17 protein-coding genes, 1 tRNA gene and 1 pseudogene are annotated in these 22,318 nt (G+C 60.4%); 3 read left to right on the plus strand and 16 right to left on the minus strand.

The genetic code is table 11. The features are described from left to right. Window positions 1-117 precede the first annotated feature (117 nt). On the minus strand, window positions 118-1,272 hold the full coding sequence (locus ACVW0R_RS04775) for an FAD-binding oxidoreductase (RefSeq protein ID WP_099884325.1): 1,155 nt from the start codon (window positions 1,270-1,272) through the stop codon (window positions 118-120). Window positions 1,273-2,562: 1,290 nt separating this feature from the next. Here ACVW0R_RS04775 and ACVW0R_RS04780 point away from each other — a divergent pair. Further along, window positions 2,563-2,757, plus strand: a pseudogene (locus ACVW0R_RS04780) (PAS domain-containing protein); the annotation flags it as partial. Between the two features lie 3 nt (window positions 2,758-2,760). Next, on the plus strand, window positions 2,761-5,070 hold the full coding sequence (locus ACVW0R_RS04785; protein WP_457501760.1) for a GAF domain-containing protein: 2,310 nt from the start codon (window positions 2,761-2,763) through the stop codon (window positions 5,068-5,070). Here ACVW0R_RS04785 and ACVW0R_RS04790 read toward each other — a convergent pair. From ACVW0R_RS04790 to ACVW0R_RS04835, 10 genes are all read right to left on the minus strand, one after another. Beyond that, window positions 5,067-6,503 carry a cytochrome c biogenesis protein gene (locus ACVW0R_RS04790; protein WP_011429167.1) on the minus strand — a complete coding sequence of 479 codons (1,437 nt, stop codon included), beginning with the start codon at window positions 6,501-6,503 and terminating at the stop codon, window positions 5,067-5,069. The two genes, ACVW0R_RS04785 and ACVW0R_RS04790, sit on opposite strands and share 4 nt — an antisense overlap. 76 nt (window positions 6,504-6,579) lie before the next feature. Next, entirely contained in the window at window positions 6,580-7,329 is a 750-nt protein-coding gene (locus ACVW0R_RS04795; RefSeq protein WP_011429166.1) for a cytochrome c biogenesis protein CcdA, read from the minus strand. A 98-nt stretch (window positions 7,330-7,427) separates the two neighbouring features. Beyond that, the gene (locus ACVW0R_RS04800; RefSeq protein ID WP_041438773.1) at window positions 7,428-7,946 is read right to left on the minus strand and encodes an inorganic diphosphatase; all 519 of its coding nucleotides are present in this window, start codon (window positions 7,944-7,946) and stop codon (window positions 7,428-7,430) included. A gap of 384 nt (window positions 7,947-8,330) precedes the next feature. Beyond that, window positions 8,331-8,402: transfer RNA gene (locus ACVW0R_RS04805), tRNA-Asn, on the minus strand. 149 nt (window positions 8,403-8,551) lie between these two features. Further along, entirely contained in the window at window positions 8,552-9,424 is an 873-nt protein-coding gene (locus ACVW0R_RS04810) for a M56 family metallopeptidase (protein ID WP_099812561.1), read from the minus strand. Further along, complete coding sequence (locus ACVW0R_RS04815) at window positions 9,421-9,855, minus strand: BlaI/MecI/CopY family transcriptional regulator (protein WP_011429163.1); 435 nt, start codon at window positions 9,853-9,855, stop codon at window positions 9,421-9,423. The genes ACVW0R_RS04810 and ACVW0R_RS04815 overlap by 4 nt, the downstream gene beginning before the upstream one ends. A 91-nt stretch (window positions 9,856-9,946) precedes the next feature. After that, window positions 9,947-11,254 (minus strand): serine--tRNA ligase, encoded by a 1,308-nt coding sequence (gene serS, locus ACVW0R_RS04820; RefSeq protein WP_414347049.1) that lies wholly within the window; start codon window positions 11,252-11,254, stop codon window positions 9,947-9,949. 27 nt (window positions 11,255-11,281) lie between these two features. Further along, window positions 11,282-12,274 (minus strand): ketol-acid reductoisomerase, encoded by a 993-nt coding sequence (gene ilvC / locus ACVW0R_RS04825; protein ID WP_099813279.1) that lies wholly within the window; start codon window positions 12,272-12,274, stop codon window positions 11,282-11,284. A 73-nt stretch (window positions 12,275-12,347) separates the two neighbouring features. Beyond that, window positions 12,348-13,793 carry a glycosyltransferase gene (locus ACVW0R_RS04830; RefSeq protein ID WP_011429160.1) on the minus strand — a complete coding sequence of 482 codons (1,446 nt, stop codon included), beginning with the start codon at window positions 13,791-13,793 and terminating at the stop codon, window positions 12,348-12,350. 188 nt (window positions 13,794-13,981) lie between these two features. Then, window positions 13,982-14,443: a YlqD family protein gene (locus ACVW0R_RS04835; RefSeq protein WP_011429159.1), complete on the minus strand. Its 462-nt coding sequence runs from the start codon at window positions 14,441-14,443 to the stop codon at window positions 13,982-13,984. Window positions 14,444-14,718: 275 nt separating this feature from the next. On the opposite strand from ACVW0R_RS04835, the gene hemC reads away from it, so the two are divergent. Beyond that, window positions 14,719-15,705: a hydroxymethylbilane synthase gene (gene hemC / locus ACVW0R_RS04840; protein WP_457501734.1), complete on the plus strand. Its 987-nt coding sequence runs from the start codon at window positions 14,719-14,721 to the stop codon at window positions 15,703-15,705. Between the two features lie 1,101 nt (window positions 15,706-16,806). On the opposite strand, the gene ACVW0R_RS04845 is transcribed toward hemC, so the two are convergent. The 5 genes from ACVW0R_RS04845 to ACVW0R_RS04865 form a co-directional block, all read right to left on the minus strand. After that, complete coding sequence (locus ACVW0R_RS04845; protein WP_457501735.1) at window positions 16,807-18,216, minus strand: DUF2157 domain-containing protein; 1,410 nt, start codon at window positions 18,214-18,216, stop codon at window positions 16,807-16,809. 7 nt (window positions 18,217-18,223) lie between these two features. Then, on the minus strand, window positions 18,224-19,000 hold the full coding sequence (gene purC, locus ACVW0R_RS04850; protein ID WP_457501736.1) for a phosphoribosylaminoimidazolesuccinocarboxamide synthase: 777 nt from the start codon (window positions 18,998-19,000) through the stop codon (window positions 18,224-18,226). 9 nt (window positions 19,001-19,009) lie between these two features. After that, window positions 19,010-20,470 carry a sugar transferase gene (locus ACVW0R_RS04855; RefSeq protein WP_457501737.1) on the minus strand — a complete coding sequence of 487 codons (1,461 nt, stop codon included), beginning with the start codon at window positions 20,468-20,470 and terminating at the stop codon, window positions 19,010-19,012. Between the two features lie 148 nt (window positions 20,471-20,618). Then, window positions 20,619-21,392 (minus strand): class I SAM-dependent methyltransferase, encoded by a 774-nt coding sequence (locus tag ACVW0R_RS04860; RefSeq protein WP_049749699.1) that lies wholly within the window; start codon window positions 21,390-21,392, stop codon window positions 20,619-20,621. A 26-nt stretch (window positions 21,393-21,418) separates the two neighbouring features. Continuing rightward, the gene (locus ACVW0R_RS04865; protein ID WP_011429152.1) at window positions 21,419-22,276 is read right to left on the minus strand and encodes an FAD-dependent thymidylate synthase; all 858 of its coding nucleotides are present in this window, start codon (window positions 22,274-22,276) and stop codon (window positions 21,419-21,421) included. Window positions 22,277-22,318: the final 42 nt, after the last annotated feature.

Here is a 22,318-nt window from a genome sequence, read left to right on the forward strand (position 1 = left end):
CTGGTTTACCAGTCCGTTGAAGCAGCAACTCCGAGAAGTGATTCTCGGAAGCTCCCGTCTACAGCCCGTCAGGGCTTAGCGGGAGAGGATGTCACGTTTCGGCGTGATTTGGAGTAGCTATATCAAGCTGGGGCTGAAGATGGCGGCGGGATCAAACTGCTGCTTCAGCTTGCGCATTAGGGTCGCCGTCGGGCCGAAATCGTGGGCCAGAGCTGTCTTCAGGGCTGCCGGTGCCTCCAGCAGCAGGAGAAACCCGCCCACCGACTTGAGGTGGCGCTGTAACTGTAGCAGGGATCCCACCTCAGGCTGGGAGATCCAGGCTCGCCCCAATCCACAGCCGCGATGCAGTTGCACCTGAGCGTCGGGAAATAGAGACTGAAACTGCTCTAGAGTAGCCAGGCTCTGGCTAGGCAAGCAGCCGAACTTGGCCAACACCATCCCCGCACGGCGGGAGGGCAGAGGCGGGGCTTCAGGTCTTGCCTCTTGCCAGCTCAATCCTGCAGGAGCTAGCTGTTGCACCTGGGTCATCTGTTGGGCAATTACCCGCTCGGAGCCGTGGAAATGGAGGCAGAGCTGGGGCCCTTCTGCCTTCAGCCAGAGATCCACCCCCACCGGGCTGACCGGCGCCCTCAGCACCTGCCGAGCCAAGGCTTCCAAATCGGGCAGGGATCCTGTAGCCACCAAAGTTGCTTGGGCTGCCGGCAGGGGATAGAGCCGTAGGGTCGCCTGCGTCAGGATCCCCAAACTGCCCAGGGATCCGGCGAACAGTCTCGTCAAGTTATAGCCGGCCACATTCTTAACCACCCGCCCACCCGCTTTGGCCACCTCCCCATCGGCCCGTACCCAGGTGATGCCCAGCAGCAAATCGCCGATCCCACCGTAACGCCAGCGCAGCGAGCCCGTATCGGCCGTGGCGACGATGCCCCCCACTGTGGCCCAGTCAGGGTAAAGGGAATCCACCGGCCACCATTGCCCCCGCTCTGCCAAGATGGCTTGTAGCTCCGCTAGGGTCATACCGGCCTCCACTGTCGCCGTTAGGTCGGCAGCCGCATGGTCGATCAAGCGGCGCAGCCCACGGGTACTGAGGATGAGATCCACAGCCTCCAAGCGAGGAGCCCATCCCCACTTGCTCCCCTGCCCGAGCGGCAGCACCTTCCGCTCGCGGCACTCTTTTAGGAGCTGCGCCAATTCTGGAACCGTCGAGGGAGTTTGGATGGGAATAGGAGCGGCCTGGCCGGAGAGAAAATCTGTCAGCGGCGGAGAAAAAGCCATCGAGAAGAGCTAAGCCCAAAACGCCGGCAACATCTGATCCCCTAGCTATCGGGATCAACTTGCCCAATTTCAGTGTAGGGGGCAAACTCCTCACCTGGGCAGCACAGCCACAGATGGGTACTTGATGAGGCTTAGAATGCAGCCAGCTTCCCAAGTTCCCTCGCCGGGAGCGGAGGGCTGAGAGGGGTCGCGGCAGCACGGGCTGAACTCAAGTAATCTGGCAGCCGCTCAAAATCTGTCAAATCTGTCTCCAATGAAACCAACCCAAGCTCAACTCGATGACGCGAAGATACTTGAAAAAAACAGAGCAACAGGATGGCGATTGCCCCTTTTTAGATGAAGGAAAAACCTCGATAAACCGGAAGAGCCGCAACTTAGATCGACAATTCCTGTTAACAGCGAGCTAAGAGCTTAACTTGCTCCCCAAGTCTCGGCACCAGCAAATTAAACAGCAGATAGATGTAAAGATTTATATCAAAATTCGAAACTTCTTTGCGCGACGTGGTACTCTAACTTGTAAGTAAAGTTAAGCTTGGGTTAAAGCTATCAAATGCCTAAAGCTAAAACTGCCTGCAAGTAAGTCCGTAAGTAAGTATTTTGTCTGGTCTTGGCTAAAGTTTCCCTCTGCCATACTGTTTGCAAATTTTTCTGACTGCAATTTAAGGTTCGGTTATCCCCTGACACCGACATGGTGCAAGACTTGCGCTCTTCATCGGGATCCCTGGAACAGTGCTTTGGCCAGATGCCACTCTTGGTCGGGTTCGACAGCCCCCTTGCCGAGGTTCTCTCCCTGTTGGCGCAAAAGAATGGCTCCCGGCCCTACGCCTTGGTGGTGGATGCAGGCCGAGTGGTGGACATTTTGACGGCTGTGGATTTGACACTCCCACCCAGGGGATTCTTACGCAGCCCAAAATGGACTCGCAAAGGCGCTGTCAAGACGCCCCTAGACAGTCCTTTGAGGCATAACCTCAAAGTTCTGCTTACTTCGGACTTAAGTTCCTCCAGGTTAGTTATTGCCGCGCGGGTTTTGCACCGCAGTAGGTTGTTTTCCTGGAGAAGCTCTGTACTAACTATAACAAAGAAGCAACTAAAGTGGCTCAAGGGCTTTTCCGCCCCGTCCTCAAGTACGGGGCTACCAAGCTATCCTTTTGTGTTGCGGTGGGTGGCCAGCGACCGATCTTGGCAGGGATCCACCCTGGCTGAGGCGATGACCGCCCCTGTTGTAACCTTGGCCGCCGGCGACTACCGGGATCCGCTGGCGTTAAGGATCCCCCTTTTGTCTATTGGCCCCCGGAGGAGATGGAGAAGATCGCCACCGCCTTCGCCCAGGGGCTGGCTCAGGGTCGGCCCCCGCAGGGTTGGGAGCTGACCTTTATGCGTCGCAACGGCGAGCGGTTTCCGGTGCGGATTTTGGATGCCCCCTGGCAGGATGCCCAGGGGAAGGTAATCGGCATTGCCAGCGTACAGGATTTGACCCAGGAAAAAGAGTTGCAGAACCCACAACAAAAACGGCAGCACTCGCTGCACGATCAGCCAGATCTGTTTCAAAACCTCTTTGAGCAAGCCCCGGTGGGCATGGCAGTTACGGATGCGGCGGGGCAGATCGTCAAGGTGAACGAGAGCTTTTGCCAGCTCACCGGCTACACCGAGGCCGAGCTCTTGAGCATGAATTACGCCGACCTCACCCACCCTGAGGATCTGCGGCAGGAGGCAATCTATGTCGAAGAAATACGAGCGGGCCGCCGCCGGGGCTACCGCATGGAAAAACGCTACATCCGCAAAAGCGGCGAGATCCTCTGGGTTGACCTCTCGTCTTTTGTGGCGGAGACTCCCGACAAACAAATCTACGGCATTGCCTCCATTGTCGATATTACCGAGCGCAAGCGAGCCCAGGAGCAGGCTCAACTGCAACTCCACCAAGCCCGGCTGCTCAACCGCATCGCCCAAGGGATCCGGCAATCGTTGCAGGTGGAGTCCATCCTGGGTTTTGCCGTAGAAGAAGTCCGCCGTTTGTTGGATGTGGAGCGGGTGGTGATCTACCGCTTTTTCCCCAATTGGGTGGGCGAGATCGCCATGCAATCGGTCAGCCGGCCAGAGTTGAGCCTGCTGGGCCTGGTTATCGAAGATCAATGCTTTGTTAGCCAGTGGCACCAGGCCTATCAGCAGGGCCGCATTTCGGCCATTGAAGATATCGACACCGCCCCCATCCAGCCCTGCCACCGCGAGCTGCTGGCCGGTTTGGGGGTGCGGGCCAACTTGGTGGTGCCCATTTTGCAGGCGGCTGGCCCTGACGGCAAAGACAGCGAGCCGGCCCGCCTCTGGGGGCTGTTGATCGCCCACCAGTGCAGCGCCCCCAAACAATGGGATCCCTGGATGCCGGATTTTTTGCGACAAATTGCCGATCAACTGGGGCTGGCGCTGCAACAGGCGGAGCTGTTTGAGCAACTCCAAGCTGCCAACGCCGAGCTGCGCTACCAGGTGGAGGTGCGCAATGCCGAGCTGGCCCAGCGGGTGAGATACGAGCAACTGCTGCGGCTGATTGGCGACAAGGTGCGCTCCAGCCTGGACGAACAGGAGATCTTGGCCACCGTGGTGCGGGAGCTCACCCAGGCTTTCCAACTGGGCGCCTGCGGTGTGGCCCTCATCCATCCGGAGACCCAGACCTACACGCTGGCCTACGAAGCGGCGGGATCCCTGCCCCCCCTGGGCAAGGTCACTCTGCCCTTGGATCCCGTGCTTTTGCGCCAGCTCCGCCAAGGCCAGACCCTCTACCTCAGCACGGATCACCCGCTGCGGGGGCGCTGTACCCTGCTTGCCTGCCCCCTGGTTGTAGAAGAGCAAGAAAGGCAGCTTGTCTCAGGCACCGGCTCGTTGCTGGGCTTTCTCAAGTTAGTTCGCCTGCCCCAGGAGGGCTTTACCGAGGCCGAGATCCACTTTGCCGAGCAGGTGGCCACCCAGTGCAGCATCGCCATTCGCCAGGCCCGCCTCTACCAGGAAACCCAGGCTCAGCTCCAGCAACTGCAGCAGCTCAACGAGCTCAAAGAAGAGTTTCTCAGCATGGTCTCCCACGAGCTGCGCACGCCTCTGACCAGCATGAAAATGGCCCTGAAAATGCTGGAGGTGCGCGGCCTTTCCGAGGCGCAGATCCCCTATTTCAACATCCTCAAACAGGAGTGGCAAAAAGAGCTGGACTTGGTCAACGACCTGCTGGACTTGCAGCGGCTAGAGGCCGGCAGCCGCAGTCTGGAGATCGCCCGCTTCGAGGTGCGCGAGTGGCTGGAAAAGCTGTTGCCGCCCTTTGCCCTGCGCTTTCAAGAGCGCCAGCTCACCTTTATCTCCTACCCCCCCTCTGAACCCATCTTGTTCAACACCGATGTGGGGCTGCTCACCCGCATCTTGAGCGAGTTGCTGGCCAACGCCGCCAAGTACACCCCTGCCGGCCAGCAGGTTCATCTGGAAGTGGCGGTCGATTCGTCGGGTCTCCATTTGCAGGTCACCAACACCGGTGTCGAGATCCCAGCGGAGCACCTGCCGCGCATCTTCGAGAAGTTCCACCGCATCCCGCACCTGGACTACGCCCACCAGGGGGGCACCGGCTTGGGCCTGCCGCTGGTGAAAAAGGCGGTGGAGCTGTTGCAAGGGATCCTGCAAGTGGAAAGCGGCGAGAACCGCACCCTGTTCGCGGTCAGCCTGCCGGATTTGGGCAGTTCCGCCCTCACCCCCAGCCCCTCTCCCTCAGGGAGAGGGGAGCTAGATGACCCTGGGCAGCGTTGCCGGTCAAACAGCCGCCATGGCTAGCCGTTGGCTAAGGACTCCGTCCCGCCGACGCGAGCGGCAGGAGGGGGTTCTTTTGCCGGCGAAGGGGGAGAGGAGAGCAGTTGCTGCTCCACCAGGCGGGCAAACTCCCGCTCGAAGCTCACCAGGGCGCGGTTGGTTTTGCCTCCCAGGTAGAGCCCTGCTTCCGTCTCCAGGGCCCAAACTTGGCTGTAGCTGAAATAGCTCATCGCCACCCCCAGCATCAGCAGCCCAAAGCCGAGATAGACCAGCGGGATCCCTGGGTCGGATTTAATCTGCAGACCGGTGGCGCCGATAACCTCGTCTAGGTGCAGGGTAAGACGGTTGGGGAAGCGCTGGGGGGCAACTTCGTCCAGGGCCAGGCTCATGCCCTGGCGCAGGGATCCTATCCACTGGCCTTGGGTGTCGTAGAGCAGGGCCGTCCCCTGCAAATCGGGCAACAACAGCGTCAGGCCCTCGCTTAGGTCTGGCCGGGTGGGGACAAAAGCGCCCCAGAGCTTGCTGCCCGCTTGGGTGGGCACCGGCACCACCGGGATTTGAAAGGGAGGGCTGTTGTTGAGGCGGATGCGGATGCTGTCGATGCTCCAATCAGCCTGGTAGAGGGTCACCCCCCGGTAGGAGAGGGGATGGTTGACGGAAATGGTCTGGCGTTTGACCTCCTGGCCCCCATCCAAAATCGAGAGATCTGAGTAAAACTGCTTCACCCGGCCATCAGGAGCATAGTCAATCCAGAAGCGGTTGACCCGAATTTGCCAGGTGGGTAGATGAGCCAGATCCCCTGCCCCGGTTACCTGTTCAATGGCGGCGACGCTGCCGCTGGGGATCAGCGCTTGGGCCTTGAAGCCGGCAAGGCTGCCCCAGATGGCCCCCAGCAGGATCAGCAGCAGGCTGACGTGCACCAGGATAGGCCCAAACCGCCCAATCAGACCCTTGCGGGCGTAAAGTCGGGATCCGTCCTGAAACACCGCATAGCCCCGCTGGCGCAGCCGCTGCGGCAGCCCCTGCAGGGAGCGTTGGGGCAGATAGGTCCAAAAGGGCAGCCGCTGGAAGGAGTGGGGACGGGTGAGGTAGCTCCAGCGACGGGCCACCTTGAGCATCGGCCACTGGCGCGTCAAAGAACAGGCGGCCAGGCTGCTGCCAAAGAGGATCAACAGGGCCAGAAACCAAGAGGTGCGATAGACGTGATCCAGCCCCAGCTTGAGGATCAGCCGCCAGGTGAGAAAGCCAAACAGGGCCGGATGCTCGGGGTAGTGGGCCTGATAGAAGGCCACGGTTTCCTCTTGCTCGATGACCGTGCCAACCGCGCTCAAAAGGGCAATTGCCAAGAAAAGGCCGATGGCCAGACGCAGATCCGCCAGCAGCGGCAGCAGCTCATGGCGAAAGTACCGACGCAAGGGGGAAAGCCACCGCGACAGCGGCAGAGAGGGGATAACCATGGGAAGTTGTCAGCTCAAGATCTGAACTGCCCCCCAACTGGAGGGCAGCCCCATCTTAGCTTGCAGCAGGGATCCCTTAGGCCCAAGCGGAGAGGATCGTCACGGTGCCAAAGCCCACCAACACCACGCCACTGGCATAGGTAAACCAGATCGACCAGCGCCGCAGGGCCAACAGTTGCTTCATCGAGCCGGCGAACACCCCCGCCAACAGCAGCGGCGAGACCAGCCCCAGCGCATAGGCCAGCAGCAGCCCGCCCCCCACCCAGGGCTGCCCTGTGGTGGAGACCCAGCCGAGCAGGGCCACCAAAACCGGCGTGCTGCAGGGAGAAGCTACCAGGCCAAAGGTGGATCCCAGCAACACCGACCGGCCTAGCCCAGGCCACTGGCCAGGGATCTCCAACCGGTTAAACCAATCGGGGAAGCGCAAGGGGACAACTTCCAGCAGGTTCAGGCCCATGAGGATGGCGATCCCTCCCGCCACTAGGGATCCAAAGGCAGCGGTTTGTCCATAAACCCGGCCTAGCAAAGCTGCTCCCAAGCCCAGCCCGCTGAGCGTCAAAGCCACGCCAGCCGCAAAGCCTAGCGATTGCACCCAAACCTGCCAGCGCACTTCTCCGGCAGCGGCGGGGGTAGTGGGAGCGTAGCCGCCGATGTAGCCGATGGTTACCGGCAACAGGGAGAGCATACAGGGAGAAAGGCTGGTGACCAGACCTGCCAGACCCACCAGCAGCAGGCTCAGCGGAGAAAGGTGCTGCAGTTGGCCTTGGACAAGTTGCGTTGCCCATTGTTCCAGGTGGTAAAGCCAAAGCTGAAGGGTATCGGCCATAGCAGAAGCCATCGAGTCCAACCCTAAGCTAGCTCGAGGAATCCAAGCCAGAACAGATTGGCGCCAACTGGGAGCTTCAGTCCAGAAAAGTTGGGGAGCTACTTGGACTGTTGGTAGGTGGCAATGCTGCTGGCGATCACTGCCTCGGTTTCGGCTAGGCCTTTCCAGCCCAAGATCTGGGTTTCTTTCTTCTCCAGGCGCTTGTAGGTGGCGAAAAACTCGGCAATCTCGTCCAGGCGGTGCTGGGCAATATCTTCCAGCCTGGTTACGGAAGCATAGCGAGGGTCCTTAGCGGGCACGCACAACAACTTCTCATCCGGCTCCCCCGCATCGATCATCTGCAGCATGCCCAGCGGGCGCACCGCAATCACACACCCTGGAAAGGTGGGCTGATCCATGATCACCAGGCCATCCAAAGGATCCCCGTCCCCTGCCAGCGTATTGGGCACAAAGCCGTAGTCGTAGGGGTACTGCACCGAAGAGTAGAGCACCCGGTCTAGGGCCATTACGCCCATGTCTTTGTCAAACTCGTACTTGTTCTTGCTCCCGCCCGGAATCTCAATCAGGAGGTTAAGTAGGCCTGGCTTTGGTTGGGCAGGGATCCGCGACAGGTCGATCACAGCAATTACCCTCGGAATAGGTGAAACGGCCAGAGGGCATTATAAATCGAAGCGTTCCTTCAGCAGCGGCATCCCAACCCCAACTAGGGGTGACCAGCAAGTCGGGAGGCACAAGCCCCGGACTTTAGTCCTGGAGATAAGTCTCCCCATCTCGACATCCTGCAGGCTGGAGTCGACTGCCCACGCTTTCGATGTCCCTGCCGTCGCCCAGGAGTCGGGGTGATGGCGCCCCCGGCCTCCCTTTCATCCCCCCGTATAGGGTGGGAAAAAGGGGGCGCGGTGGCAGCGGCGCCAGCCCGTCCGCGTAGCTTGCGACAAGCGAGAAAGAATCCTCGTCCTCTCGGGCTGAGGAGAACATCAAGCTTGCATCCCCCCGCCCAACTCCTCGGGCAAGATTCGAACTTGCGACCAATCGGTTAACAGCCGACCGCTCTACCGCTGAGCTACCGAGGATCGAAGTATTTTCCATCGTAGGAAAAAAAAGGCCATCAAGCAACTCCCGCGGAGGAAGAAATTCTTGGCTCTGTCCAGGCCATGGTTCAAGCGGCTGTAAAGCTGCTGCCCACCGGCGCGCCAAGGCAAGCTGGGGAATGGCGTCAACCTCAGTTGTGAAAGGGGATGGCCAACAGAGGCAGGAGAGCCAGCCCCAGCCAGGCCCAACCCTGCAGGGAAAGGTGGGAGGCGACCGGGCCTGACTCCTCTTGCTGCAATAGGGCATCGATGCGCTCTTGCAGCCGTCCCCCCGCACCGGATCCCATTTCTAGGGCAAAGCCAACCCAAGCCGCTGCCGGTTGCTGCGCCATGCCATAGCCCACCACCTGCACCAGAGCCTCTCCCAGCACCAAGGGATCCACCCGTTGGGCCGCCCAGCGATCTGCCCGCAGCTCCCGCAGGGTGAGCAATTCCTGCCAGAGGACCTCTGTATTCGGCAGCCAGCCGCTGAGATGGCGCAGCCAGCCCACCGCAAACATCCACAAGGTATCGCCGTAGTGGCGGTGGGCCTCTTCGTGGGCCAGCACCGCCCGCAGGTGTTCTTCATCCAGCTGCTCCAGCAGGCCGCGACTGACCACCAATTGCGGCTTCCATACCCCCACTTGGGCAGCAAAAGGGATCTCCAAATTCAAGACATAGGCCGAAGAGCCATACAAATTGACTTGGGCCAGAGCCCGCAGGCGGGCGCGTCGGCAGACGCGCCAGTACTCCCAAGCCCAGCGCAGGGCCACGCCTGCAGCCAGCGCCAGCAACAGCAGCGCACAGCCGTAGCAGAACCAGCCTCCTGCCCCGGCCATTTGTCCCCACGGCCCCATCCAAGCCAAAGCAAGGGCAGTCATTAGCAAAAACAGCGGCGGCAGCAAGAAGTGGATCCAGGCCCACTGCCAGCGCTGGGCCCAGGAACCAGCTCGATCCAGCCGCACCTGGGCCCGCCACAGCCAACTCAGGGCCAAACCCAACAGCAACATGCCCAAGTGGCTCATTGGGGATCCCTCCTGGCCTCGCGGGCCGCCCGCAACCGCTCGGCAATCGCCTGCAACTGGGACACGCTGGCCTGATCCAGGCTATCGGCAAAGGCTGCCACGGTGTCTGGGTCGCCCACCGCCAAAAACTGCTGCAACTGGGCAAAGGCCCTGAGGCTGGCAGCTTCCTGGCGAGAAAGACGGGGCCGCCACAACATCGGCAGACTCCGCCCTTCTGCATCGGTGCGACGTTCACAGCTCACCCAGCCCTTCTGGCTTAGGCGCCGCAAAACGGTAGTTACAGAGGCATAGGCCAACTCTCGGTCGGGATCGGCCAAGATGCGCTCGTGGATTTGGCGGGTGCTGGCACTGCCCAGCTCCCAAAGGATATCGAGGATCTCGGATTCCAGAGGGCCTAGTGAGAGTTGCTTGGGACGATGCTTGGGCAACATAAACCCTGGCAGGGTAGGGATCCCTATCTAGATTGACATACTCTCATACTCTCCACAGCTATGGCTTGCTGGAGCACCGCGGCAGAATGGCTCAGGGAGCAGTCCGGAGAGCGCCGTCTTCCGAGAGGAAGCGGGAGCTGAGGAAAGGACGCAGCGCCTGGGGGATGCGAATCGAGCCGTCCGGCTGCTGGTGATTTTCCAACAGGGCGGCCAGAGCCCGTCCCACCGCTAAGCCGGAGCCGTTCAAGGTGTGGACGAAGTGGGTGCCCTTTTGCCCTGCTTCTTTGTAGCGCAGGTTAGCGCGGCGGGCCTGGAAATCCCAGCAGTTGGAGCAACTGGAGATCTCGCGGTAGCGGTTTTGGGAGGGGAACCACACCTCCAGATCGAAGCAGCGGGCTGCTGAAAAACCTAGATCGCCGGTACACAGCTCCACTACCCGGTAGGGCAGCTCCAGCATCTGCAAAATGGCCTCGGCATCTTGCACCAGCTTTTCGTGTTCTGCCTCCGACTGGGTGGGGTGGGTAACTTTGACCAGTTCCACCTTTTGAAACTGGTGCAGCCGGATCAGGCCCTTGGTGTCCCGGCCATAGCTGCCGGCCTCGCGGCGAAAGCAAGGTGTGTAGGCACAGAAATAGAGCGGCAGGCGCTCGGCTGGGATCACCTCCTCCCGGTACAGGTTGGTGAGGGGCACTTCCGCCGTCGGGATCAGCCAGAGGTCGTCGTCGGCACAGCGGAAGCTCTCAGCGGCAAACTTGGGCAGTTGCCCTGTCCCCTCCAGAGCAGCGCTGTTGACCAAAAAGGGAGGGATCACCTCGGTGTAGCCAGCGGCAATGTGGCGCTCCAGCATCATGGCGATCAAGGCCCGCTCCAGAGCCGCCCCTGCCCCTACCATAGCCACAAAACGGCTCTGGGCTACCTTGACGGCACGGCCAACCTCCAGGAGGCCCAGCTTTTCGGCAACCTCGTCGTGGGGAAGGACGGGGTGGGTGGGTTTTAGCTCATCGCCCCAGCGGCGCACCTCCACATTGTCGGCCTCATCCTGGCCAACCGGCACGCTGGGCAAGGGCAAGTTGGGCAAGGTGAGCAACCGGGCGCGCACCTCCTCCTCCAGCTCCCGCTCCCGCTGTTCCAGTTGGGCGATCTCGGCCTTGAGATCTGCCCCCTGCTGCCGCAGGGCCGCCACCTCCGCTCCCTGGGGATCCGCTCCCTGGCGGATGAGCTCGCCGACCTTCTTGCCGAGGCTGTTGCTTTCTGCCTGCAGAGAGCCGCGTCGGGCCTCCAAGCGGCGGCGCTCCCGATCCAACTGGAGAATGCCGTCCAGGTCGACACTGGCCCCGCGCTTGTCCAGGGCTTGGCGTACCTCTTCTGGGCGATCCCGCAGCAGCTTCAGATCCAGCACGAGACTTGCCTGTGAGACGACCTCTGGCTATTGCTTCAGCCAGCTAAACATGGCCCTTAGCTCTTTGCCCACCTTCTCGATGGGGTGCTCCGCCTCGCGGCGGCGCATTGCCGTAAAGCCGGGCTTGCCGGCCTGGTTTTCCAAGACAAACTCGCGGGCAAACTGGCCGCTTTGGATTTCTGACAGGATCCGCTTCATTTCAGCGCGGGTTTGCTCGGTAATAATGCGGGGGCCACGGGTGTAGTCGCCGTATTCTGCTGTGTTGGAGATGCTGTGGCGCATCTTTTCCAGGCCCCCCTCGACGATGAGATCCACGATTAGCTTAACCTCGTGCAGACACTCGAAGTAGGCCAGCTCCGGCTGGTAGCCTGCTTCCACCAGGGTCTCAAACCCCGCCTTGATCAAAGCCGTGAGGCCGCCGCAGAGCACCACCTGCTCGCCGAAGAGATCTGTTTCAGTTTCCTCGCGGAAACTGGTCTCCAAAATGCCGGCCCGCGTGCCGCCGATGGCCTTGGCATAGGCCATGGCCCGCTCCCGCGCCATCCCGGAGGCATCTTGATGGACGGCAAACAGACACGGCACCCCCTGGCCTTCCTGGTAGGTGCGCCGCACCAGGTGACCGGGGCCCTTGGGAGCGACCATGATGACATCCACGTCTGCGGGCGGCTGGATCTGCCCGAAGTGGATGTTGAAGCCGTGGGCAAATAGGAGCACCTTCCCCGGCTTTAGATGCGGGCGGATCTCGCTCTGGAAGACGGTCTTTTGCACTTCGTCCGGTAGCAGGATCATCACCCAGTCGGCGGCAGCCGCAGCATCTGCTACAGTCTTGACCGTCAACCCGTCCCGCTCCGCTTTGGGCCAAGAGGGGCTGCCGGGGTAGAGGCCGACGAGGACGTTGACACCGCTGTCGCGCAGGTTGAGGGCGTGGGCATGGCCCTGGCTGCCGTAGCCGATGATGGCGACGGTCTTGCCGTCCAGCAGATCCAGGTTGGCGTCAGTGTCGTAGTAGAGGCGGGCCATAGTCGGGCTGGGTAGTTTGGTGAGCTGGCGTTTGATTAGGATAGCAGGATCTGGGGGATCCCCAACAGCAGAACTAGAGGCCATGGTGCACCGTTTTTACCCACCGCAACCGCTTGGGCTGCACACACATACGAGCCGTGGTCACGATCATGACCGGCAGCCAGTGGAGCATGTACACCAAGCCCAGAGCCGTACGCCACCAGAGTTTTCGCCCGCGCAGCCCCTCCACCTGGCGCAGGCCGCGGTAGAAGGCCACCGTCACAGATCCCATGACCAGGGCGTTCAAGGGGAGCAGCACCGAGGAGTGGCCCGTCAACAGCACCCAGAGGGTATCGGGAACTAAGGCCATCGGCAGCAGGTACTGAGAGATGAAAAAGGCCCAGAGATCGACTGTCTTGGCCATGCCCAGGCGGCGGCTGAGGATCCCTGGCCAGTAGTCGAGGTAGCGCTGGTAGCCCCCCTCCGCCCAGCGGCAACGCTGGTGCCAAAGGCTTTTCCAAGAGGTGACTCCCTCTTCGACGATGGCCGGCTCCGTCAAAAAGGCAATATCCACCCCCGCCAGGTGCAACTTAAAAGTAAGATCCAGGTCGTCGGTGAGGCTGTTCTCGTTCCAGCCGCCGCACTTTTCCAGGACATCCCGTCGCACCAGTTGGCCGTTGCCTCGCAGCTCCCCAATCCCGCGGATGGCCACCCGCTGCTGCTGCAAGTAGGCATCGGAGGCCATCTCCGCCACCTGGCCCAGGGTCCAGAAGTTGACGTTGGGGTTGCTCAAGGCTTTGCGCACCTGAACGGCGCCGATTGTCCGTCTGCCGGGGCGGGGGGTCTGGCCGAACAGCGGCAGGGTGCGAGTCAGCAAATCCGGGGGCACAATGGCGTCGGCGTCGCAGACCAAGATAATCTCCCCCCGCGTCAGGGGCAGCACCTCGTTGAGGGCGCCAGACTTGCCGCCTCCTCGCCCTGGTGGCCGTCGGTAAACTCGCAGGTGAGGGATCCGCTTTTGGGCTTCCTGCAAGATGTCGGGGGTAGCATCGCTGCTGGCATCGTCAATGGCCCACAGCTCCAGGTGGCTGCTGGGGTAATCCAACTGGGTGAGGCTGTGCAGCAGCCGCGGCAGCACTGCGCTTTCGTTTTTGGCCGGGATCAACACCGCCACTCGCGGCAGAGGAGAACCCGCCAGCGCTAAGGGCTGAGCCCCGCCCACCTCAGGCAAAGGCAGGGAGGCCGTTTCGGCGGCGGCGGGATCCCAGGCCATTGTTCCAGGAGGGTAAAGCCTCAAGGGGGGCGGCAGAGCCGCCGGTTGCAGCCGGAACAGGCGGTTGATGTGGATGACCATGAAGGTGGCCAGGCCAACGGTAAACCAGCGGGCTACCGCTACCTGGTGCATCAGGCTGACCAGCCCCCACACCGTCGCCAGAACCAGGAAAGCTTTGAGACGGCGGCGCTGAGCCGAGGTGAGCAACCAATCGGGAAGATGTAGGTCCTCGAGGGGGGCAGGCTCTGACCAGACAAACTCAGACATGGCGAGCATCTCGTAGGTAACAACTTTGCCCGTACGCACCAGCCGTCCCAAGCTTGAGCCCAGCGGCTGTTAAGAGGCCGTTAATTATTGTCACCTATTGTGTTGCCACCGACTTGGGTTAAGACCAAAGGTCTTGATCTGCTACCCCACAGCAAGGGATCCCTGTCCTCCCAAAGGATATGAAGAGCTTATGGGTTGCCGCGAATTTCCTTGATCACCCCATCTTCCAGCAGGATCTCCACCTGCATTTTCTGGATCAGGTTGTCTCCCTTTTGCACGCGGAAGAAGCTCTCCACGCTGCCCTGGAGCACCTCTTGGTTCAGCTCCAGGTTGTTCAGTTGGTTGATCTGCTGAAGCAACTGGTTTTTTTGATCCAAGAGCTTGATCTTTTGCTCGTTCACGCGGCTTTTCACCGCTTCCACCTGTTGGAGCACCTGGGGGCTGTTGGGGTTAGGGCTTTGCTTCTCCAGCTCGGCAATGGCCCGCTTGCCCTGAAACTCCAGTTGCTGCATCTGAGCATCGGTGGCTTCGATCTGCCGCTCCAATTGCTCCTGCATTTCTTTCTTCCAAAGGGGGGTGACCACCACCTTGACAGGGATGGTGCGCTTGAGCAGTAACTGAGTGCCGTTGCCGACGTTGTTTTCTTCCATAAGACCTATCCAGGCAGACTACCAAGCAAATCAGGGGGCCCTGTGCTTACAGAGAATTGTCCTCTAGCAACCTTGGAGAAGGAGGCTTGACAGACCACAACTCTCCCCGCCGCGGCGGAGAATCCGTCTACTTATCCTACCGGCTGGGATCCCCGTAGTAAAGTCTGGATCGGGGGGAAATGGCAGTTTTGGTTAAGGATCTTGAAGGCCGCTGCCGTGCGGCGCCGCAAAGTCAGTTAGCGTGAAAGACGGTGTTCTCGGATTTTGCAGCAGCCATGAGCGAACTGGCCTCAACTCCCTGGCAACCCTCGGCAGGGGCTGCCCAGCCGGTGCGGATCGCCTCCCGCAAAAGTGAGCTGGCCTTGGCCCAGACCCACTGGGTGATGGAGCAGTTGCAGGCCCACCATCCGGGATTGCCGCTAGAGCTGCACACCCTTTCCACCCAGGGAGACATCATCCTGGATGTGGCGCTGGCCAAAATTGGCGATAAGGGCCTGTTTACCAAGGAGCTGGAGGTCAGCCTGCTCAACGGCAGCAGCGATCTAGCGGTGCACAGCCTTAAGGATCTGCCCACCCGTTTGCCGGAAGGCCTGGTCCTGGGGGCGATTACGCAGAGGGAGGATCCTTTGGACGCGCTGGTGCTGCGGGAAGAGCTGCGCGGCTACCAACTGGCCACCCTGCCAGCAGGAACGGTGATCGGCACTTCATCTTTGCGGCGATTGGCCCAACTGCGCCACGCCTTTCCCCACCTGCACTTCAAGGATGTGCGGGGCAACCTCAACACTCGCCTGGCCAAGCTGGATCGGGGGGAGTACGACGGCCTAATTTTGGCGGTGGCGGGGCTGAAGCGCCTGGGCCAAGAACAGCGGATCCACGAGGTGCTGGATCCCAGTGTGTCTCTGTACGCGGTTGGCCAGGGATCCCTGGGGCTCGAGTGCCGGCAGGGGGATGAGCGGATCCTGGAGCTCATCCGACCCTTAGCCGATGCGGAGGCGACAGCGCGCTGTTTGGCCGAGCGAGCTTTCCTGCGGGCCTTGGAGGGGGGGTGTCAGGTGCCCATCGGCGTCCACAGCCAAGTTCAGGGTGAAGAGCTGCACCTGACCGGCATGGTGGCCGACCTAGAGGGGCGACGGCTCATCCGCGATACCCAGACGGGATCCACCGCCGATCCGGAAGCGGTTGGGGTGGCCCTGGCGGAGAAGCTGAAGCAGCAGGGAGCCGACGAGATTTTGCAAGCCATTTTTGCCCAGGCCCGCCGTTAGGCTTTCCTACTTTTTCTGAGTAGGCTTTGAGAACTTCAGCTAGGGTCAGCTGAAGAAAAGGGGGAACAATGAAGTCCCCCCTACGTGAATTGCACTCAAATGGGAAATTCGCATTCGCAGCAGCAGTATCTAAGCTCTAGCTTAGCTCCCAAAACCGCCGTATCATCTTGAACTACTAAGGTCACTTGGTTGTTGGCAATCTCTGCCGGCGAGAGGGTTAGAGTTTTGGTGAAGGTTTGGCCAGGCGGAATTGGGGAAGTAGGCGGACTTGGGAAAGTATACAAAAACCCTGATTGGGTTGCTTGAGTTGGAGGTGGAGTCCCGCCGGTTGGAATCGCGCTGTTGAATAGGTAGTACTTGTCGTTCCCGGCATCAGGAGTTGTGTTACTTGTTGCCTGCAAGTTATTGCTATAGGTAAACGTAAGGGTGCCTCCCATCCGGCAGCCCGTTTTACAAGGGGGGCTCCATTGGAAGGTATGAGCAAAGACTTTATCGGGTCGGCGATCTCCCCAGTTGACTGTCCCGAAAGGGCCCTGGAGAGTTTCCCAAACTTTGGGTGGAACCTCCGATTGAAGGGGGGAAGCAGGGTTTGGCGGAGGAGCGCTGAGGGTTACTGAGCGCAACACCATGGGTCTCGAGCACGGAAGGCCAGGCAGAGGTTTTGGCGAAGGGGGGAAAGGAACCTGGCGGAATAGCTCATCTAGAGTTTCTGAGGATCCTACCGGAGCTATGGGAACTGGGGAGGGTATCGATCTAGGCACAGAAGGCATAGGCCGCCTAGCTGGCTCCGGGGCCTGAGCCACTAAAAGATGATCTTCAGCCAAGGCAACACCCGAAAGAGAACCACTCTCCCAAAGGGGCGTAAGTAGCAAAGCCAAAATGCCCAAACGCAGTCCTACTTTCATTTGTATTCTCCAAATCTTGATAGAGATGCCCAATTCCTTCTCAGCTCAAGCCAAAGCTGAGAATCTACTAGCAAAGACGTTGGGGAATACAAGCAGGTTCCTTAAACTTTGTAAATTCTTGTGAATTCCAGCTCAATTCCAGCTTTTTCCTTTGCTTGATCATGTAGCGGGGCTTGGCTTCCTAGAAGGGCAAGAATTAGAGACGGGAGAAAATCCGCCGCTCAAACTTCAGCCCCAGCCAGATCACGCCGATCCCACAGACCACCAGCACCGCCGATTTGGTCATCAGGTTGGTCTGGTACTCGAAAAAGCGGGTCAGCACCACCAAGGTCAGGCCCAATAGCCCCTGCCAGAAGCGGCTCCGCCGCCTCCGCTGCAGCCCTTCCCAGCAGAGCACCACCGACAATCCCACGAGCAAAAGGGTCACGATCCAGGGAGCAAAGAAGGCCAAGGCTACCTTTGCGGTTAGGTTCAAAGGCAGGGCGCTGCGGATCCCCAGCAAAAGCGCCAAGGCAACCAGAGAAATCAGAACAGCAGCATCCTTCAGCCAAGCAGAAACGGGCTGGGATCGCTTTGCCTGCCAGCCCTGCCACCAGCTCCAACCGGCCAGCAACAGCAATCCCACTGCCGACAAGCCCGCCCAGGGATCCCCAGCTTGGAACAAGGGCAGGGGTTTGGGATCCCAGTCCCAGGCGTCACGAAAGCTCCAAATGTAGAGCAAGAAGCCCAACCCCAGCAAAGCCAGCCCCTCCGCCGTCGGGATCAGATCCAAGCCCTGCTCCTGCTCGCCACCCTGGCCCTCTTCTCCGGTCCAGATCCGGCTTAGCCAGTGCCCATGGCGTTGGTGCCCGACTCCCAGCCCCCAGACGACGGCAAGGCCAAGCAGCAGCCAGAGGGTCCAGCTGTCCCAGCGCTCTGCCAACCTTTGTAGCGCCAGGCCGAAGTTCACCAGCGCCAAAGCCAAGATCCAGCGGGAGCGGCACCCATAGGCAAGAGGCAGCAACAGGCCCAGGGCCAGCCAGGGGTAGAGGGGATCCAGAGCCGAGCCGATCCCTCCTTCCCAGACGGCAGTCATTCCAGCCAGGGCAAACAAAAGACAGGCCAAGACGCCACTGGGGGTGTGGACCAAGCTGTAGGCCACGGCCAAGCTGCCCAGCCCCCAGCCCAAAAACAAGCCCGCCAGGGATCCCCCGATTTGAACCCACTGGGCCATCAGGCCAATGGCGGCCCCCAAAGACAGCTCGCCGGCCATCAACAAAGCGCTGCCTAAGCGCGGGGATCCCTGCTGCCAGAGCCGCAAGCCGGCCACCTGCAGCCCCACCATGAGGGCCAGGGATCCCAAGGCTCGGGCCGAGCGGGGAATGGCGTCCCAGTTGGCGGCCACGAAGGAGATCACCCCCAAGCCCACCAGCACGGCGCCCAACAGCAGCAGCAACAGGGCAAAGCGGCTGCCAGCTGTTCGCGGCAAGCTGTCCAGTTGGTAGTGCTCGCGCAGGCGATCCCGCTGCGCCGGCTGGATGAGCCCCTGCTCCACCCAGGTGTCCAACAGGTCGGCCAGTTGGCGGCGGAAGCGCTCGTCAGGGCCGGGGGGGCGGGGAGAAGTCATGGCACCCTCACCCCCTGCCCCTCTCCCGCGCTGCAGGAGAGGGGAGATTGGGATCAGTAGCCTGGAGCACTCGCTGCAGCACCTCTTGGTAGCCGGCTGCCGGATCGCCGAGATCAAAGCGAAAAAGGTCTTTATCCAGCACCCGCGGCTCGGTCCCTTGGAGATCCCACAGGCGGCAGGTGTCGGGGCTGATCTCGTCCGCCAGCCAAATCTGCCCTTCCTCGTCCAGGCCAAACTCCAGCTTAAAGTCCACCAGCTCCAGCCGGCAGCGCCGCCAGAAGTCGCCAAGGTGAGTGTTGACTGCCAAAGCCAGGGATCCCAGTTTCTCCACCTGCTCCGGCGTGGCCAGGTGCAACAGGCGGATGTGGTCGGGAGTGACCAGGGGATCTCCCAAGGCGTCGTTTTTGTAGTAGAACTCCACCAGGGGTGGCTCGATGGGCAGGCCTCGCTCCAGGCCCAGGCGCTTGCAGAGGCTGCCGGCAGCACGGTTGCGCACCACCACTTCTAAGGGCAGGATCCGCAGGGCGCGCACCTGCATCTCACGGGGGCCGGTCTGGCTCAAAAAGTGGTTGCGAATACCCTGCTGCGCCAGGTAGGCAAACACCCGGCTAGAGACGGTGCAGTTGACCTCCCCCTTGCCGGCGATAGATCCCCGCTTTTGGGCATTAAAAGCCGTGGCGTCGTCTTTGTACTGGCAGAGGTAAACCTGGGGATCGGCGGTGCGGTAGACCCGTTTGGCTTTGCCCTCGTAAAGGAGTTCTTGGGGCGTGGGCGAGGATGGCATAAGCAACCCCTAATATCCGGTCAGCCGTCCGCGGATCCCTTGCCAAAGGGTAATGGCCAGGATGCGCAGATCCAGCCACAGGGACCAGTTTTGCACATAGTAGAGATCATACTGGGTGCGGCGGGCGATGCTGGTGTCTCCCCGCAGGCCGTGGATCTGAGCCCAGCCGGTGAGGCCACTTTTGACCAAATGCCGATCCAGATACTTGGGGATCTCCTGGCTAAATTGCTCGACAAAGTAGGGCCGCTCCGGGCGGGGGCCCACCAAGCTCATTTCCCCCTTCAAAACGTTCCAAAGCTGGGGCAGCTCATCCAGGTTGGTGCGGCGCAAAAAGGCTCCTATCTTGGTTCGGCGCGGATCCCCGGGGCGCGTCCAGCGCGGCTGGCCGGGTGCTTCAGCATCCACCCGCATGGTGCGGAACTTGGCAATCCAAAAGCGACGCCCATCCAAGCTCACCCGCTCCTGCCAATACAGGATGGGGCCGGGGCTGCTGCAGGCCACCAGCACGGCGATGACCACAAACAGGGGGCTGAGCAACAGTAAGCCCAGGGAAGCTCCCAAGATGTCCATAGCTCGCTTGAGGAAACGGTTGTGGGCGTAGCGCAAAGGGGGGTGGCGCAGCGTCAGCAGCGGGATCCCGTCCAGAGAGTGGAACTGCAGGTTAACCGTTAAGAAGCCAAGAATATCTGGCACCAGGCGCACCTGCACCGACAGAGCCTGCAAAGTAAGAAGCAGGGGCGCGTTGGCCAGCTCCGGCTGCCCAAACCACACCTCTTGGATCTCAGGGTGAGCTTGCACATAGGCCACCAGATGAGCGGGATCCAGGCGCTCCAGCTTTTGCAGAGGCCCCGCTTCTGGCGCCGAGGGATCCCCGGCCACGGCCCAAGCCTTGATCTCAAACCCCAAAGCCGGGCAGCGCTCTAGCCGCTCCAGCACCTCGGCCAACAGCAAGCCGGATCCCACCCAGATCACCCGTCGCCGCCCCTGGCCGCGGGCATACAGCCAGCCCATGCCCAGCCGCAGCGCTAACCGCATCCCCGTCAGGCCGAGCAGGGCCAGCAGGCCGGCATAGCCCACTACCAAGCGCGACAGCGAGACAGAGCGCACGAAGAAGGCCCCTGCCAACACCAGGCCAAAGGTCACCCCCAGCCCCAGCAGCAAACTGGCCCATTCCTCAAAGCGGGATAGGCGCTTCGATTCGCCATATCCGCCCAAACCGGCCTGAACGCCCCAGTAGCTGAGAACGGTCAGCAATCCCAGGCCGGCATAAACATCCCACGGCAAAAGCTGGTGAGGGCGCAAGCTGCGCAGCCAGTAACCTGCCCCAAAGGCCAACCAAATACAAAGGCCATCCCCGAAGCAAGCTAGGGGCACCCACAGACGATGCGGATCCAAGCGAAGGGCGTAGCTGCGCAAAGGTTTCGTCTCCCTGGTGCGAAAGGACTCCGTCTCGCTAGCGCGATCGGCCAAGAGCTATCTCCTCCAAAAACGAAGACTGGGAACAATCTTATGAAAAGATTATCCCCTTGAGGCTGCAAGGACTCCGTCTCGCTAGCGCGATCGGCCAAGTTGACTCAAAAAACTGGTAATAACGGCGAGAAGTTGAGGATTAAGAGGCTCAGTTTCCCAGAGGAGCAATTTTCAAAGGGCTCCGTCCCGCTGCCGCAATAGGGCTGGCTACCGCCAACAACGACAGGCCAAAGGGCAACGAAAACTTGGGGATCAAATAGGCTTCCGCGGCAAAAATCTCTGCTAGAAGTTGATTGAGCCAAAGGGGCGGCATTTTCAAGTCTGGACTTTCCCGCAGGCGAAGTATTTTCTGGGCTAGGCGGATCCCTGCTGCCAGAGGGAAGAGAAAGCTGTTGAAAAAGGTAAAGGTATGAATTTGCAAGCCGGCGCTCTTGAGTAAGGAGAGAAGTTGTGCCGCTGTGTAGCGTCTCTTGTGGTGATTGAGCTCGTCATGGGCGCTCCACAGCCAGGGATAAGCCGGCACCGTGATCACCATGTAGCCAGATGGCTTTAACCTCTGGATGAGGGCTTCCAGAGCTGCTGTGTCTTCGTCTAAATGTTCCAGAACGTCCAGCAGAGCAATTAAATCAAATTGTTGAGAGCCAAAAGGGATCCGATGCGGCAATTCGCCTTCTTCCACAATCGCAATGCCACGAGCCCGGGCCAAAGGCAATGCTATTTCGCTTCTTTCCATGGCCCAGACTTGGCCAAACTGAGACAACATTTCCAGGTTGCCACCGCTGCCACATCCCGCTTCCAAGATACAAGCTGAGGGAGGAAGAGGGATCCCTGCAATAACCCGGCTGAGAATCTGTCGGCGGCCCACAAACCACCAATGTCGATCCTCTAGGCCTGCCATTTGTTCATAAGCTTTGGGATCCATAGTCGTCCCCAATGGTTGGGAACTTGTTAGGGAGAAAGCCTGGCCTTGCCCCAGCGGTTTTGGCGGTACCAGGCGGCCACATGGGGGCACCAAGCCTCGAAGTGGGGCCACATCAACTCGCACAGCTCGCGGATCTCCCGCTGGGCATCCTCCTTAGCCCGCAAATCCAGAAAGTGCATCAAGCTGCGGCAATTAAAAGACACTACAAAATGTTGGCGGATCCCGTAGCCGATGATGTTACGAGCATCCTCATAGGGCACCCCACACTCTTCGACCAGGCGATAATAGGCAATGGCCTGGCTGCGATACTGCTCAAGAATGATGTTTAGGGCCTCGGGAGAGATGGGCTTGAAGCCTTGGCGGGTTTTGGCTTTGCCTTCCTTGACGCTGGCGGGAACGTAAAATAGAGTTTCCAACTCTTGCAAAGCTAACTCTGCCCCGGTTTTGTCGGCAAAAGCAGAAGTTTCGTCCCAGCCCCCCGTATACGGGGGGCTGGGGGGCTGGTTGGGGGGGCCGGGCGGGGGGTTGGGGGGCGTTCTCCGGGGCCCAGACAAGAGTCTTTTGCCCAAATCGGCAATTTGCTGGCCTGTATATCGAAAAGATTGAACGTCGAAAGAAATTCCCACCCGATGAGTACGGGCCTGTTGCATGACAGCATGGGGAAAATAGCCTACCCCAAACGTGATCTGAGGGTGCTCCAGCGGCCCATAGTGGCCACGGTTGCCCTCCAGCAGATGCCGCACCACGGCCTCGCCATATTTTTCCGGGATCCGGCTCTCTGGGGTAACAAAATCAGGGCTGTGATCTTGGTGCATCGCCTGGTAGATCACCCGTTCGGGATCTGGGGTTTGGCTGAGCACCACCACTTGAAATAAGGCATCCACGGGCTGTGTCCCCAAAGCTAGAGACGACTGGCTAGTCTCACA

This window comes from Thermostichus sp. MS-CIW-15 (genome assembly GCF_054060575.1).

What these genes read in the sequence shown, in the direction of transcription:
- ACVW0R_RS04815 (WP_011429163.1), bottom strand. Translation starts at nt 9,855, where the DNA reads ATGTTGCCCAAGCATCGTCCCAAGCAACTCTCACTAGGCCCTCTGGAA.
- ACVW0R_RS04845 (WP_457501735.1), bottom strand. Translation starts at nt 18,216, where the DNA reads ATGACTTCTCCCCGCCCCCCCGGCCCTGACGAGCGCTTCCGCCGCCAA.
- ACVW0R_RS04860 (WP_049749699.1), bottom strand. Translation starts at nt 21,392, where the DNA reads ATGGATCCCAAAGCTTATGAACAAATGGCAGGCCTAGAGGATCGACAT.
- hemC (WP_457501734.1), top strand. Translation starts at nt 14,719, where the DNA reads ATGAGCGAACTGGCCTCAACTCCCTGGCAACCCTCGGCAGGGGCTGCC.
- ACVW0R_RS04830 (WP_011429160.1), bottom strand. Translation starts at nt 13,793, where the DNA reads ATGTCTGAGTTTGTCTGGTCAGAGCCTGCCCCCCTCGAGGACCTACAT.
- ACVW0R_RS04790 (WP_011429167.1), bottom strand. Translation starts at nt 6,503, where the DNA reads ATGGTTATCCCCTCTCTGCCGCTGTCGCGGTGGCTTTCCCCCTTGCGT.
- ACVW0R_RS04795 (WP_011429166.1), bottom strand. Translation starts at nt 7,329, where the DNA reads ATGGCCGATACCCTTCAGCTTTGGCTTTACCACCTGGAACAATGGGCA.
- ACVW0R_RS04810 (WP_099812561.1), bottom strand. Translation starts at nt 9,424, where the DNA reads ATGAGCCACTTGGGCATGTTGCTGTTGGGTTTGGCCCTGAGTTGGCTG.
- purC (WP_457501736.1), bottom strand. Translation starts at nt 19,000, where the DNA reads ATGCCATCCTCGCCCACGCCCCAAGAACTCCTTTACGAGGGCAAAGCC.
- ACVW0R_RS04835 (WP_011429159.1), bottom strand. Translation starts at nt 14,443, where the DNA reads ATGGAAGAAAACAACGTCGGCAACGGCACTCAGTTACTGCTCAAGCGC.
- ilvC (WP_099813279.1), bottom strand. Translation starts at nt 12,274, where the DNA reads ATGGCCCGCCTCTACTACGACACTGACGCCAACCTGGATCTGCTGGAC.
- ACVW0R_RS04775 (WP_099884325.1), bottom strand. Translation starts at nt 1,272, where the DNA reads ATGGCTTTTTCTCCGCCGCTGACAGATTTTCTCTCCGGCCAGGCCGCT.